General features: G+C 49.2%; 13 protein-coding genes. 11 read left to right on the top strand and 2 right to left on the bottom strand.

The annotated features are described in order from the left end of the window. Positions 1-263 precede the first annotated feature (263 nt). The 7 genes from garD to OGX90_RS04955 all read left to right on the top strand — a co-directional run bounded on the left by garD (position 264) and on the right by OGX90_RS04955 (position 8,657). Complete coding sequence (garD, locus tag OGX90_RS04985) at positions 264-1,835, top strand: galactarate dehydratase (RefSeq protein ID WP_057067637.1); 1,572 nt, start codon at positions 264-266, stop codon at positions 1,833-1,835. A 355-nt stretch (positions 1,836-2,190) separates the two neighbouring features. Beyond that, positions 2,191-3,450 (top strand): ABC transporter substrate-binding protein, encoded by a 1,260-nt coding sequence (locus tag OGX90_RS04980; protein ID WP_286623278.1) that lies wholly within the window; start codon positions 2,191-2,193, stop codon positions 3,448-3,450. Positions 3,451-3,528: 78 nt separating this feature from the next. Then, entirely contained in the window at positions 3,529-4,473 is a 945-nt protein-coding gene (locus tag OGX90_RS04975; RefSeq protein WP_048236826.1) for a carbohydrate ABC transporter permease, read from the top strand. 9 nt (positions 4,474-4,482) lie between these two features. Continuing rightward, positions 4,483-5,307 carry a carbohydrate ABC transporter permease gene (locus OGX90_RS04970; protein ID WP_003024907.1) on the top strand — a complete coding sequence of 275 codons (825 nt, stop codon included), beginning with the start codon at positions 4,483-4,485 and terminating at the stop codon, positions 5,305-5,307. 11 nt (positions 5,308-5,318) lie between these two features. Further along, entirely contained in the window at positions 5,319-6,425 is a 1,107-nt protein-coding gene (locus OGX90_RS04965; RefSeq protein ID WP_286623276.1) for an ABC transporter ATP-binding protein, read from the top strand. Between the two features lie 36 nt (positions 6,426-6,461). Beyond that, positions 6,462-7,718 carry a Gfo/Idh/MocA family protein gene (locus tag OGX90_RS04960; protein WP_286623273.1) on the top strand — a complete coding sequence of 419 codons (1,257 nt, stop codon included), beginning with the start codon at positions 6,462-6,464 and terminating at the stop codon, positions 7,716-7,718. A gap of 18 nt (positions 7,719-7,736) precedes the next feature. Then, a complete protein-coding gene (locus OGX90_RS04955; RefSeq protein WP_008785896.1) occupies positions 7,737-8,657 on the top strand; it encodes an ROK family protein in 921 nt (306 codons plus the stop codon). 37 nt (positions 8,658-8,694) lie between these two features. On the opposite strand, the gene agaR is transcribed toward OGX90_RS04955, so the two are convergent. Both agaR and OGX90_RS04945 read right to left on the bottom strand, forming a co-directional pair. Beyond that, the gene (gene agaR, locus OGX90_RS04950) at positions 8,695-9,465 is read right to left on the bottom strand and encodes a transcriptional repressor AgaR (RefSeq protein ID WP_003024920.1); all 771 of its coding nucleotides are present in this window, start codon (positions 9,463-9,465) and stop codon (positions 8,695-8,697) included. A 323-nt stretch (positions 9,466-9,788) separates the two neighbouring features. Beyond that, positions 9,789-10,595 (bottom strand): DeoR family transcriptional regulator, encoded by an 807-nt coding sequence (locus OGX90_RS04945; protein ID WP_003024922.1) that lies wholly within the window; start codon positions 10,593-10,595, stop codon positions 9,789-9,791. A gap of 249 nt (positions 10,596-10,844) precedes the next feature. Between OGX90_RS04945 and kbaZ the strand changes: the two genes are divergently transcribed. The 4 genes from kbaZ to agaE are packed head-to-tail and all read left to right on the top strand — an operon-like array spanning position 10,845 to position 14,291. Next, positions 10,845-12,140 carry a tagatose-bisphosphate aldolase subunit KbaZ gene (kbaZ, locus tag OGX90_RS04940; RefSeq protein WP_020996349.1) on the top strand — a complete coding sequence of 432 codons (1,296 nt, stop codon included), beginning with the start codon at positions 10,845-10,847 and terminating at the stop codon, positions 12,138-12,140. Positions 12,141-12,159: 19 nt separating this feature from the next. Further along, a complete protein-coding gene (gene agaV / locus OGX90_RS04935) occupies positions 12,160-12,633 on the top strand; it encodes a PTS N-acetylgalactosamine transporter subunit IIB (protein WP_003024925.1) in 474 nt (157 codons plus the stop codon). Positions 12,634-12,643: 10 nt separating this feature from the next. Further along, a complete protein-coding gene (gene agaW / locus OGX90_RS04930; protein ID WP_038634140.1) occupies positions 12,644-13,423 on the top strand; it encodes a PTS N-acetylgalactosamine transporter subunit IIC in 780 nt (259 codons plus the stop codon). Then, a complete protein-coding gene (gene agaE / locus OGX90_RS04925; RefSeq protein WP_003024929.1) occupies positions 13,413-14,291 on the top strand; it encodes a PTS N-acetylgalactosamine transporter subunit IID in 879 nt (292 codons plus the stop codon). The genes agaW and agaE overlap by 11 nt, the downstream gene beginning before the upstream one ends. The last annotated feature ends 16 nt before the right edge of the window (positions 14,292-14,307 follow it).

Here is a 14,307-nt window from a genome sequence, read left to right as displayed (position 1 = left end):
TCATTGTGCAAACGCTCATTAAATACGCGTTATTAAATTAATGTTTTGGGCATATGCACACAAGCATGGGCGCTAATGCACACATTTACGTATTGCTACCACTGGTGACGCGGCCTTGCTGAGTTTAAGTGATCATCGTCACATTCTTCACGTTAAACTCCTGACATTCTTATTTCACGATACCGAATCTTTATTACTTACAATTAGATTCAAAATATAAATATCCACACTATTATCACCACCTTGTTGGAGAATACTGGACAATGGCCGACATCGAAATCAGACAAGAATCGCCAACGGCGTTTTATATTAAAGTTCACGAAACAGATAATGTGGCGATAATTGTCAATGACAATGGTCTTAAAGCCGGAACGCGTTTTCCGGACGGACTGGAACTCATTGAACATATTCCCCAGGGTCATAAAGTGGCGCTATTGGATATTCCTGTTCATGGCGAAATCGTGCGTTATGGCGAAGTGATAGGCTATGCCGTTCGCGATATCCCACGCGGCAGCTGGATTGATGAATCAATGGTTGAGCTGCCCAAAGCCCCGCCGCTGGAGACGCTGCCGCTGGCAACTAAAGTGCCAGAGCCGCTGCCGCCTCTTGAGGGTTATACCTTTGAAGGTTACCGCAATGCTGACGGTAGCGTTGGTACCAAAAATCTACTCGGTATCTCCACCAGCGTGCACTGCGTAGCGGGCGTGGTGGATTATGTGGTGAAAATCATTGAGCGCGATCTGCTGCCTAAATACCCGAACGTCGACGGTGTGGTGGGGCTCAATCATCTCTACGGCTGCGGCGTGGCGATCAATGCTCCAGCCGCCATCGTGCCGATTCGCACCATTCACAATATTGCGCTTAACCCAAATTTTGGCGGTGAAGTGATGGTCATCGGCCTCGGTTGCGAAAAACTGCAGCCAGAGCGGCTGCTGGAAGGCACGCACGACGTGAAAAGTATTCCGGTCGACAGCGCCAGTATCGTCAGCCTGCAGGATGAAAAGCACGTCGGCTTTCAATCGATGGTCACCGATATTCTGCAGGTGGCCGAACGTCACCTGGCAAAACTCAATCAGCGCCAACGTGAAACCTGTCCGGCTTCAGAACTGGTGGTCGGCATGCAGTGCGGCGGTAGCGATGCGTTCTCCGGCGTGACGGCCAACCCGGCGGTGGGTTATGCCTCCGACCTGTTAGTACGCTGCGGCGCGACCGTAATGTTCTCTGAAGTAACCGAAGTGCGCGATGCCATCCACCTTCTGACCCCACGTGCGATTAACGAAGAAGTAGGTAAACGCCTGCTCGAAGAGATGGCCTGGTACGATAACTACCTTGATATGGGCAAAACGGATCGCAGCGCTAACCCTTCTCCGGGCAACAAGAAAGGCGGCCTGGCAAACGTGGTGGAAAAGGCGCTGGGTTCGATTGCCAAGTCTGGCAAGAGCGCGATTGTCGAAGTATTGTCGCCGGGTCAGCGTCCAACCAAACGTGGCCTGATTTACGCTGCAACCCCCGCCAGTGATTTTGTTTGCGGTACACAACAGGTCGCTTCCGGGATCACCGTGCAGGTGTTCACTACCGGTCGCGGTACGCCGTATGGTCTGATGGCCGTGCCGGTGATTAAAATGGCGACACGCACCGAGCTGGCCAACCGTTGGTTTGACCTGATGGACATTAACGCAGGTACCATCGCCACCGGAGAAGAAACCATTGAAGATGTGGGTCTGAAACTGTTCGAATTTATTCTCGACGTCGCCAGCGGGCGTAAGAAAACCTTCTCGGATCAGTGGGGACTGCATAATCAGCTGGCAGTGTTTAACCCGGCGCCAGTGACCTGATTATCGAAACGAAAGCCAACGAAAAAACGGGGATTTATCCCCGTTTTTTATGTCTATGTAACAACAAATAAAGTGATAACGTTCGCATTTTAAGAGGTTTTTTTAAACATCTGTTTTTTTCGATTCAAACCCACAAAATGAACCTAACAACATGAAATTAAACGAAATAACATCGCCATTGTTTTATGTTATATTTTCGTTTTGATAAAAGAGAAACCTACCGAAAGACGACCTTGTTTTAATGCGATAATCCCCTATTTTTTACCGCTTTGACTTTCTCCGATGTAAAACAGATTATTCATAGGCTCCTGTAATTTACCTCACAAGCATTCTGACCTGAATAAAGAGGGAAGTTATGTATACCCTGAATAAAAATAATGTCGCATTGGCCTGTCTTATTTTCTGTTTACTGGCAACTCCTGTCGTCGCGAGTGCTGAAGGCCAATCGGACGCAAAGCCTGTTAAATTACGCTACACGTTATGGGACCGTAATCAACTCCCTGGCGAACAACAGCTCGTTAATGAATTCGAAAAAAACAACCCTGGCATCAAAGTCGAAATTGAATTAACACCTTATGACCAATATTTTATCAAGCTAAGTTCAGCAGTCGGTGGAAATGTAGCACCGGATGTATTCTGGATGAATATGCCTAATTTCCAGCAATATGTTAAAAATGGCATGCTGGAACCACTGAGCAATTATCTGAAAGAGAAATCAGCGCCGAAACTGGATGATTTTGTTAAAAGTTCAGTCGATGCCTATCAATACCAGTCGCAGCAATATGCCATCCCAAGGGATATTGATGCAATTGCCGTCTGGTACAACAAAAAAATGTTCGATCAGGCTGGCGTGAGCTATCCCGATAAAAACTGGACATGGGACGATTTAAAACAAAAATCAGCGCAGTTGCGTAAAGGGCTGGATAAACAGTCTTATCCACTGGCAATGGAATTCAGCAGCGGACAGGACAGTTATTTTAACCTGCTATTACAGGCTGGCGATAAGATTGTCCTGCCTGAGGGCAAAACGGATGTTGCCAATGACAAAGCCATCGCCGTCTATCGCGATGTTCAAGGCATGCTGAACGCGGGACTAATCCAACCGCCAGGCGAGATGGAAGCCTCAGATGTCTTCCAGTCCAACCGAGTGGCCATGGTCTACGCAGGCTCATGGTGGGCATTACCCTTCTCTCAAAATGAGCTGATTAAGGATCACATCGGCGTGGTACCAATGCCTAAAATGGCAGAGCAGGCAGGTGTATCCCATAGCCTGGCATTTGCCATGTCAGCAAAAAGTCAGCATAAAGATGCGGCGTGGAAGTTCATTGAGTTCATGAGTTCTGAGCATGCGCAGCAGACGCTGGCTACGGGAAAAGTCGTGATCCCCGCTAACCAAAAAGTGGCCAAAGAGTGGGCTGAAGGCTTTAAGGGTATTGATGTTTCAGCCTATATCGATTCATTGGCTTTCTCACATAAATATCCAACCGCAGGCTCCAATACCGCCAAGTGGAATAGCATCCTGAATGATGGCTTGAAAAAAGTCTGGACGGGTACTGACCCAGAAAAAGTCATGCCTGGTGTTGCAAAACGCGTTGAACGAGAAATGCAGAAATAATCCTGAGGGAGCCATGCTCCCTCTCGCTTTCGCCCACGCAATATATTTTGGTTGCACAGTGAGCATCCCGGAGTTTGTATGAGCTATTCAGATGAAGCTGCATCCCCACAATTACCAGCCAGGGAAGTGCACAAAAAATCCCTGACCAAGCTGGAAAAAGAAGAACGCTTCTGGGGATGGATAATGATTATGCCGTTACTGGCGGGGTTAATTGTTTTTTACTTTACTCCATTCTTCCAGAACGTTTTTTATAGTTTCACCGACCTCGGCGAGTTTCAGATCTGGACGACGATCAGCTTAGATAACTATATTAATTTATTCAGCGATGATGAGTTTCGTTCAGCAATATATAACACCCTGGCCTATGTTTTTATTTGCGTACCGATAATTACCGTTTTGTCATTACTGCTCGCAATTGGCCTGAATCAGGCGATTCGCGGTCAGTGGTTGTTTCGCACACTGTTATTTCTACCCGCTGTCACTATGCCTGCGGCCATTGCTATGGTCTGGCAGTGGTTGATGAACCGAAACTTCGGCTTAATTAATCAGATCCTGGCTTTTTTCGATCTTCCGGCCATCGGTTGGTTATCCGATCCCGATGTCGTCCGCCTGAGCGCCTCGTTGGTTATCATCTGGTCGGCTATTGCGCTGAAGATGATCATTCTGCTCGCTGGATTGCAGGGGATCCCCAAACAAATTTATGAAGCGATGTCGCTGGATGGCATCAGCAAATTGCGTGGATTCTGGTCTATTACCTTACCGCTAATGATCCCAACGCTGTTTTTCGTACTGGTGATCTCTTTTATCGAAACGCTGCAAATTTTCGATGTGGTTTATCTGCTGTTTGGCAGTTCATCCATGGTGGACGATCAGACGATGACCATCGCCTATCTCTTCTATAAATACGCCTTTATCTACCATGAAAAAGGGTATGCCTCAGCAATCGCCGTGGTGATTTTCGTTATCACGATGGTCCTGACGCTGCTGCAAATATGGATTGGTAAACGACTTAAAGCACAGTGAGGCACCACGATGTTCATGACAAAACGTGAAAAATGGCTAATTTACGGCCTGATGATCCTCGCGACGCTGGTAACGGTGGTTCCGTTTATCTGGATGATCATCACCTCTTTTAAAACCCAGGCAGAAAGCATCGCCTTTCCGCCGATACTGCTACCCGCCAACCCAGGGTTTCAGGCTTACGGTAAAATCTTGCATGAAATGCCTTTTGGCAGCTTTTACTTTAACTCGATCGTCTCCACGCTGGTCATCGTCATTTTGCAGACGCTGATTGCGGCAATGGCAGCGTACGGTTTCTCCCGACTGCGTTTCAAAGGACGAGATGTCCTGTTTATGCTGTGTATTTCAATTCTGATGGTGCCCGGTCAGATCTTTTTAATCCCACAGTTTTTAACCGTTGAAAAAATCGGTTTGCTGAACTCAATTCCTGGACTGGTGTTACCGGGTTTATTCAGCATATATAGCGCCTTTTTATTACGTCAGTTTTTTCTGTCAGTACCTAAAGAACTGGAAGAGGCAGCCATTATGGATGGGTATAACCATCTGACTATTTTCTTCAAAATTATGCTGCCATTAATTAAACCGGGACTGATTGCCTGCGTCATTATTAACGGACTGTGGAGCTGGAATAATTTAATGTGGCCACTGATCGTCAACACCTCCATGGATAAAATGACATTACCAGTAGGATTAGCCTCACTTTCTGGCCGTTCAGGCGTGGAATATCCGATGTTAATGGCGGGCGCATTGCTGGCGATTATCCCGATGTTGTTACTTTATATCTTCTTCCAGCGCTATTTTATTCGCGGCATCGCTGGTGCCGGAATTAAAGGATAAGGGGCAGTGTTATGTCAGGTATTCAATTACAGGCAGTAAGCAAAGTCTATCCCAATGGCTTTCAGGCGATCCATGGCGTTGATCTTGAAATCCACGACGGCGAATTCATGGTGTTTGTCGGGCCATCAGGCTGCGCCAAATCAACGCTGCTACGCATGATTGCAGGTCTGGAAGATATCACTCATGGCCATATCGCAATCGGAGAGAAGTGCGTCAACGACCTGCTACCAAAGGAGCGAGGCGTTGCCATGGTCTTCCAGAATTATGCCCTCTATCCCCACATGACGATTTATAAAAATATGGCATTCAGTCTGTTAGGGAAAATGAGCAAAGAAGAGATTGATATCCGCGTCCGGGAAGCTGCACACAAGCTGGAAATCGAAACATTGCTCGACAAAAAGCCCGGTCAGCTTTCAGGCGGTCAATGCCAGCGAGTAGCCGTTGGCAGGGCCATCGTGCGTAAGCCAGACGTTTTTTTGTTTGATGAGCCGCTGTCCAACCTGGATGCAAAACTGCGTGTTTCAATGCGCGTGCGGCTGACAGAACTGCATCGACAACTGCGTCACGAAGGCGTGAGCGCAACCATGGTGTACGTCACGCACGATCAGATTGAAGCGATGACGATGGGAGACAGGATTTGCGTTCTAAATGGCGGTCGTATTATGCAGGTGGATACCCCAGGGAATATTTACCATCATCCCAGGAATAAATTTGTTGCTGGTTTTATTGGTAATCCGGCAATGAATATTATGCTGCTTGATATTGACCCCAGCACTCGTGGCCTGCGCCTGGCTGATAATTTAATCCTGCCATTAAATACGCGCTTGAGTAACCTACTGGAGCAATATCTGCACTCCAGCGTCTGGTTTGGCATCCGCTCAGAGGCCATTCAGTTAGCCTCGCAGCATGATGCCTCTGCGTTCGATGCGCACATTACCAACGTAGAAAGGATGGGCAACGAAGACCTTCTGCATTTTGATATTGGTGAGCAACATATGATCTTACGTATTAACTCCTTACCCGACTGGACCCCACTTCCCGGTGAATCTATCAAAGTGAAATTTAATCTGGATGCCGCCTTTTTGTTTGATAAAAAACATGAAGAAAATTTGGCCTGACCGTTATTCAGGCTAAGTGAAAAATGAGAGGTTTATATGTGTGCGAATAAAGTGACCGTATTAGTGGTAGGGGCTGGTGCGCGCGGAGAAATATATTCTCGCTATGCGCTTGAACATCCAGACAGAATGCAGGTGGTAGGCGTTGCCGAGCCCAGAGAGGCATACCGCCAGCAGTTTGTCGCACAGCATAAGATTGACCCAAATAACGTGTTTTGCGACTGGCAAGAAGCTGCGGCCCAACCCAAAATGGCCGATGTGGTACTTATTTGCACGCAGGATAGTATGCACAAAGATCCTGCCGTGGCGTTTGCTAATCTCGGCTATCACATTCTGCTGGAAAAACCGCTCGCCCCTACGCCAGAAGATTGCCGGATCATTATTGATGCGGTCAAACGCAACAACGTATTACTGGCCGTCGCGCACGTCCTGCGTTACACCCGCTATACGCAAAAGCTGAAATCACTGCTTGATGATGGCGTAATTGGCGATATTGTCAGCATGCAGCATCTCGAACCCGTAGGTTACTGGCATCAGGCGCACTCGTTTGTACGTGGTAACTGGCGCAATGAAGCAGAATCGTCATTTATGTTGTTACAGAAATCCTGTCATGATTTGGACTGGATCCGCTACATCATGAGCGACAACTGCCAGGACGTAGGATCATTTGGTAGCCTGAGTCACTTTGTGAAAGAGAATCAGCCTGCTGGTGCCGCCGACCGCTGCCTTGATTGTCAGGTTGAATCAACCTGTCCCTGGTCTGCCTGCAAAATTTATCTGGGTGAAAACCACAAATGCACTCCACACTTCCGTCGGGTGCTGACTGCAGATCCTAGCGAAGAGAATGTTCGCCAGGCGCTGCGCGATGGGCCTTATGGTCGTTGCGTTTATCGTTGTGATAATGATGTGGTGGATCATCAGGTTGTTAACTTACGTTTTGCCCACCAGCAGACAGTGACCTTTACCATGACCGCGTTTACCAAAATGGAAGATCGAAAAACGCGCCTGTTTGGTACCAGAGGTTATCTGGAAGGCGATGGCGAGCAGATCCGGGTGTTTGATTTCCTGACAGACAAAGAAACAGTGCATCAGATCGAGGAGATCGCCGCTGGCACACAAACCCAGATGGGGGGGCATGGTGGTGGCGATTACTACCTGATGGATCGCTTCATCCACGCAGTGATGGCCAACGATCAAAATATGATCCTTTCTGGCCCGGATGAATCACTGGAAAGCCACTTAATGGTCTTTGCCGCAGAGCGCGCTCGCAAGGAAAACTGTCTGGTTACGCTGTGAAGCCGGAGGAGATGAGGCATGTTTTACGGTGTTGATATTGGTGGAACCAAAACTGAAATTGTCGCTTTTGATAAGGAAATGCAGGTTTGCTGGCGTAAGCGCGTCGCCACGCCAGTGCAGGATTATGAACTCTTTCTTTCGACCTTTACTTCACTTATTGATACCGCCGACTGGGCGACTGGAACGCAAGGAAAAATTGGCATCGGCATGCCCGGTCTTATGGACAGACATACCGGAAAATTACTGTCATCTAACGTGCCTTGCCTCACAGGACGCCAGGTGATGAACGATCTGGCCCACCGCCTCAATCGTTCGGTTGAACTGGACAATGACTGCTGCTGTTTTGCACTCTCGGAAGCCCATACCCAGCAGGCTCGCCAGTTCTCCCGAATTTTTGGTGCCATTATTGGCACCGGCATGGGTGGAGGGTTAGTCATTGACGGTCAGTTGTATCGGGGTCGCAACCGAATGGCCAGTGAGTTCGGCCATTTACCGCTTCCGGCAACGTTTATGCGTCGTTATCACTTGCCGGAGTTGAAGTGCGGCTGTGGCTTACAAGGGTGTCTGGAACGCTATCAATCCGGTCCTGGTTTACTGTGGCTCCACAAACACTTCAGTGGAGAACAACTCAAAATGGAGACCCTGCTGGAGCATTATCGTCATGGCAATGCCAGCGCCGTTACAACCATAGAAGCATGGATTGATATGTTGGGTTGTACGCTGGCGCAATTGCAGTTGATTCTGGATGTCGATGCTTTTGTTCTCGGCGGTGGAGTTTCCAACATCGAGGAAATTTATACGTTGCTGCCGCAGGCCATGTCACGTTACTTGTTCCCGGGATTAGAGCCTGCCCGCGTATTCCCGGCCATCCATGGTGCATCCAGCGGGGTTCGCGGTGCCGCATTGCTGCTGGTTGAACAGGGTACGCTGACCCACTAAAACACTGCTGGCGAGAAAATCTCGCCAGCAATTTCAGTTATTCATCCGCAATCACCACATCCACCCCAAGCTGGATTAACGTCCGGTGATAATTTTCAGGGATACCGCTGTCGGTAATCACCCGGTCAATCCCGCTGATTTCGCTAATCATACAGAAACTTTTGCGGCCAAACTTGCTGGAGTCAGCGACTACCGTGACCTCCTGCGCAACCTCACACATTACCTGATTCAGATGTGCTTCTCCCGGATGTGGCGTGGTAATCCCCGCTTCCAGGCAGAATCCATCAACGCCCAAAAAAAGCTTATCAAACCGGTATTGTCTGAGCTGGTGTTCTGCTGAAGGGCCATACAATGAATAGACGCTTTGCCTGACATTCCCTCCCAGGATCATGACGTCTACGCGCTCAAAATTCGCCAGTTCCCACGCAATGTTGAGCGCATTGGTCATCACCACCAGATCGCGGCGATTCTTTAACATTGGAGGAATGAGCGTGGTGGTCGAACCGGAATCGAGGATTAACGTGTCACCATCTTTCACAAAGCTGGCTGCTTTTTCGGCAATACGCGTTTTCACATCGCGATTCAGCCGGTCCTTATCCTGCAAAGGCCGGTCAAGGGCGAAGTGCTGATTGAGAACCGCCCCGCCGTAGGAGCGCATGACGCATCCTTTCTGCTCCAGATAACGTAAGTCGTTGCGGATCGTGACCGATGACACACCAAAATGGACGCTCAGTGGCTCGACACGAACGCTACCCTGATCGCACAGCAGATCAATTATTTGCTCGCGACGTCTTAAGTTATCCAGCATTTCTATTGCTCCATCAAATATTCATGTTGTTTTGTTTTAGCGCTTTAGCACTTTCGTTTTCTTTTGAATATATTACATCAGAAGCAATAAGGTGAATTTGTGCGCACAGACTCAGCGTTTAATTTAACCAAAACTGACTATTTTCTTTCGTTTTAGCAAACCGAAACGAAGAAAACCGAAAAAATGAAAAGACTCAAAACGGGTAAGATGCGAGAAAGAGACGGGAAGCATGCAAAAAACGAAAGCGAGCTACTAAAAAAGCTCGCTTATGGTTTGTTTTTGTTTAATTGAATGGGATCACATTTTTGAATTTTAGAGCGGGACTACTCAACAATGATCACTTCAACACCGCTGCGGCGTAGTTCCTGCAAACTTTCCTCTGGGATACCTTCATCAACAATGATGGTATGGATCCTCTGGGTATCAATGATCTTATGCAGGCTGGAGCGGTTAAACTTCGTCGAGTCGGTAACAACAATAATACGTTCAGCCACTTCACACATCCGACGGTTGAGACGCGCTTCATCTTCGTTGTGCGTGCTAACACCACGCTCTAAATCAATAGCATCAACGCCAAGAAACAGCATGTCGAAGTGATAATTTTGTAGCGACTGCTCAGCCTGATCGCCATAAAACGATTGTGACTGACGACGCAAATGACCGCCGGTCATCAGCAGCTCAACCCCTTCGGCTTCCAGTAGCGCATTGGCGACATTCATACCGTTGGTCATAGCAATGACATTAGTATGCTGGCGCATAAGGCGGGCAATTTCATAGGTCGTGGTACCGGAGTCAAGGATCACGCGGTGTCCCGGTTGAATCAACTCTGCGGCGGCTCTGGCAATACTGCGTTTTACTGCCGTATTAAGTGAACTCTTATCTTCAACAGAAGGCTCCACAACAGGCGCATTGCTTTCGCAAATCAGCGCTCCGCCATAGGCACGTACCGCAATCCCCTGCTTTTCCAGAAAAGCGAGGTCGTTGCGAATAGTGACCGTGGAGACGCCAAAAAATAAGGAGAGATCGTTAACCTGAACGCTTCCCTGCTGCCGTAACCGCTGGATGATCTGCTCACGTCTTTCGCTGGTGCCAATAACGCGCTTGTCTGCAGAGGACTCGGTGTTACTCATAAGAAATCCTTTAGTTGAACCTTTCGTTTTATTTCGTTTTGTCTATTAACGCCTTTCTTTTGCGCGAATGCAAGCCCCGCAAGCAGGGAAGAGCCGGACGAACTTACGCTGAAACCTTTCATTGTGTTTCTTTTGTGAAACAGATCGGAAAACTATTATCTTTCGTTTTATTTTTATAACACCATGATGCAGTATTAAATGAAACAAAACGAAAGATTGATGTCGCAGTAATCTGACCTGGAGAGGAAAGTGAAACATCTAACTAAAATGGTCGAGCAGCATAAACGGGGGAAGGCAAACGGGATTTATGCCGTTTGTTCCGCGCATCCAATCGTACTGGAAGCCGCAATACGCTACGCCCATGCAAACCATACACCGCTGTTGATCGAAGCAACCTCTAATCAGGTTGACCAGTTTGGCGGCTATACAGGTATGACGCCAGCCGATTTTCGCAGTTTTGTCTGCCGATTAGCCGACTCGCTTGATTTTTCTCAGGATATGCTGATTCTCGGCGGAGACCATCTCGGGCCAAACCGTTGGCAAAATCTGCCTGCGGAACAGGCAATGGCCAATGCTGACGATCTGATCAAGAGCTATGTCGCCGCAGGCTTTAAAAAAATCCACCTCGATTGCAGCATGTCTTGTGCCAACGACCCGGTTCCACTGACGGATGAAATCGTCGCTGAGCGCGCCGCACGCCTGGCCAAAGTCGCCGAAGAAACCTGTATGGCACATTTTGGCGAGTCTGACCTGGTCTATGTGATTGGCACAGAAGTTCCGGTTCCTGGTGGCGCACACGAAGCGTTAACCGAACTGGCGGTAACAACGCCAGATGCCGCACGTGCAACGCTGCAGGCCCACTATCACGCCTTTGAAAAGCGCGGGCTGGAAGGTATATGGGCACGTATTATCGCCCTGGTCGTGCAACCTGGCGTTGAATTCGACCACACGCACATCATTGATTATCAACCGCAGAAAGCCGTGGCACTCAGCAAAATGGTGGAAGACTACGACACGCTGGTTTTTGAAGCGCATTCTACCGATTACCAAACGCCACAGTCCTTGCGCCAACTGGTGATAGACCACTTCGCTATTCTGAAAGTGGGACCCGCGCTTACCTTCGCCCTGCGCGAAGCGCTGTTTTCGTTAGCTGCCATTGAAGAAGAATTGCTGCCTGCAAAAGCCAGCTCAGGCCTGCGACATGTGCTGGAAAGCGTAATGCTTGATAGACCAGAGTACTGGCAGAGCCATTATCACGGTGATGGCAATGCACGCCGTCTGGCCCGTGGATACAGCTACTCTGATCGGGTTCGTTACTACTGGCCGGACAGCCAGATTGATGAAGCATTTGAACGTCTGGTACGTAACCTGGCGGACGACCCCATTCCACTACCGCTGATTAGCCAGTATTTACCCTTGCAGTACGTAAAAGTGCGCGAGGGAGATCTCAGCGCCACGCCGCGAGAACTCATCATTAACCATATTCAGGACATACTGCAGCAATATCACTGCGCCTGCCTGGGTGCTCCAGATCGTAACGCATAACAAAAAAGAGAAAAATACCATGCCAAACATTGTATTAAGTCGCATTGATGAACGTCTGATTCACGGTCAGGTTGGTGTGCAATGGGTCGGGTTTGCGGGGGCAAACCTGGTGCTGGTCGCTAATGATGAGGTGGCTGAAGATCCAGTGCAGCAAAACCTGATGGAAATGGTACTGGCAGAAGGGATCGCCGTACGCTTCTGGTCACTACAAAAAGTGATCGACAATATTCACCGTGCCGCCGATCGCCAGAAAATTCTGCTGGTCTGCAAATCGCCTGCGGATTTCTTCCGTCTGGTCGAAGGCGGTGTTCCTGTTAACCGTATCAACGTTGGCAATATGCACTACGCCAACGGCAAGCAACAAATCGCCAAAACGGTTTCTGTAGACGCTGCAGATATTACGGCGTTCAACGGGCTCAAAGCCGCTGGAGTGGAATGCTTCGTTCAGGGCGTTCCAACAGAACCCGCCCAGGACCTCTATAAACTTCTCTGAGGGATTCACAATGGAAATCAGTCTGTTGCAGGCTTTTGCGTTGGGTATTCTCGCCTTTATTGCAGGCCTGGATATGTTCAACGGGTTAACTCACATGCACCGCCCGGTTGTTCTCGGGCCGCTGGTCGGCCTGATTCTGGGCGATCTGCATACCGGTATTTTAACCGGGGGTACGCTGGAACTGGTGTGGATGGGCCTGGCTCCGCTGGCGGGAGCACAGCCGCCAAACGTCATCATCGGCACCATCGTAGGAACAACTTTCGCCATCACCACTGGCGTAAAACCGGAAGTAGCTGTCGGTGTCGCTGTACCGTTCGCGGTAGCGGTACAAATGGGCATTACCTTCCTCTTCTCCGTGATGTCCGGGGTGATGGCTCGCTGCGATCGCATGGCGGCGAATGCCGATACAGACGGAATTGAGCGGGTCAACTATCTGGCGTTACTGGCGCTGGGGACGTTCTACTTCTTATGCGCGTTCCTGCCGATTTACTTTGGCGCGGAACATGCCAAAACCGCGATAGATGTTCTGCCAACGCGTCTGATTGACGGCCTGGGTGTGGCAGGCGGCATCATGCCAGCTATCGGCTTCGCCGTACTGCTGAAAATCATGATGAAAAACGTCTATATCCCCTACTTCATCCTGGGTTTTGTAGCCGCAGCCTGGCTCAAACTCCCTGTGCTGGCGATCGCCGCCGCAGCACTGGCAATGGCGCTGATCGATTTTCTGCGTAAATCACCTGAACCTACAGCTCCCGCAGCACAAAAAGAGGAATTCGAAGATGGCATCTAATCAAACTGCTCTGCCGAACGTTTCCGAAACCGAAGAAACGCTGCTGTCCGGCACCAATGAAAACGTCTACGAAGACCAGAATATCGGTGCCGAGCTGACGAAAAAAGATATCAACCGTGTTGCCTGGCGTTCAATGCTGTTGCAGGCCTCTTTTAACTACGAACGTATGCAGGCATCAGGATGGCTGTACGGCCTGTTACCTGCTCTGAAAAAGATCCATACCAATAAGCGCGATCTGGCGCGTTCGATGAAAGGCCATATGGGCTTCTTCAACACGCACCCGTTCCTGGTTACGTTTGTTATCGGGATTATCCTGGCGATGGAACGCTCCAAGCAGGATGTGAACAGTATTCAAAGCACCAAGATTGCCGTGGGTGCGCCGCTTGGCGGTATCGGCGATGCCATGTTCTGGTTAACGTTACTGCCTATTTGCGGCGGTATCGGGGCCAGCCTGGCGCTGCAAGGCTCTATTCTTGGCGCAGTTGTCTTTATTGTTATGTTCAACGTGGTTCATCTTGGTCTGCGCTTTGGGCTGGCACACTATGCTTATCGAATGGGCGTTGCTGCCATTCCGCTGATTAAAGCTAACACAAAAAAAGTTGGACATGCGGCATCCATCGTAGGGATGACGGTGATCGGTGCGCTGGTAGCGACCTATGTTCGCCTGAGCACTACGCTGGAAATCACTGCTGGCGATGCGGTAGTGAAACTGCAAACAGACGTGATAGACAAGCTGATGCCTGCTTTTTTACCGCTGGTCTACACATTAACCATGTTCTGGCTGGTCCGCCGTGGCTGGAGTCCTCTGCGCCTTATCGCCATTACCGTGGTGCTCGGCGTCGTAGGTAAGTTCTGTCATTTCCTGTAAATATAAGGGGTTGTAG

It is taken from the genome of Citrobacter sp. Cpo012 (assembly GCF_030333015.1).
Taxonomy (GTDB): Bacteria; Pseudomonadota; Gammaproteobacteria; order Enterobacterales; family Enterobacteriaceae; genus Citrobacter; species Citrobacter portucalensis.
Note: the sequence above shows the minus strand (reverse complement) of the source record. Positions and strands in the feature narration are given on the sequence as shown.

Coding starts and splice junctions, on each gene's coding strand:
- agaW (WP_038634140.1), top strand. CDS start 12,644: ATGGAAATCAGTCTGTTGCAGGCTTTTGCGTTGGGTATTCTCGCCTTT.
- OGX90_RS04980 (WP_286623278.1), top strand. CDS start 2,191: ATGTATACCCTGAATAAAAATAATGTCGCATTGGCCTGTCTTATTTTC.
- OGX90_RS04975 (WP_048236826.1), top strand. CDS start 3,529: ATGAGCTATTCAGATGAAGCTGCATCCCCACAATTACCAGCCAGGGAA.
- garD (WP_057067637.1), top strand. CDS start 264: ATGGCCGACATCGAAATCAGACAAGAATCGCCAACGGCGTTTTATATT.
- agaV (WP_003024925.1), top strand. CDS start 12,160: ATGCCAAACATTGTATTAAGTCGCATTGATGAACGTCTGATTCACGGT.
- OGX90_RS04965 (WP_286623276.1), top strand. CDS start 5,319: ATGTCAGGTATTCAATTACAGGCAGTAAGCAAAGTCTATCCCAATGGC.
- OGX90_RS04960 (WP_286623273.1), top strand. CDS start 6,462: ATGTGTGCGAATAAAGTGACCGTATTAGTGGTAGGGGCTGGTGCGCGC.
- OGX90_RS04970 (WP_003024907.1), top strand. CDS start 4,483: ATGTTCATGACAAAACGTGAAAAATGGCTAATTTACGGCCTGATGATC.
- OGX90_RS04945 (WP_003024922.1), bottom strand. CDS start 10,595: ATGAGTAACACCGAGTCCTCTGCAGACAAGCGCGTTATTGGCACCAGC.
- agaR (WP_003024920.1), bottom strand. CDS start 9,465: ATGCTGGATAACTTAAGACGTCGCGAGCAAATAATTGATCTGCTGTGC.
- OGX90_RS04955 (WP_008785896.1), top strand. CDS start 7,737: ATGTTTTACGGTGTTGATATTGGTGGAACCAAAACTGAAATTGTCGCT.
- agaE (WP_003024929.1), top strand. CDS start 13,413: ATGGCATCTAATCAAACTGCTCTGCCGAACGTTTCCGAAACCGAAGAA.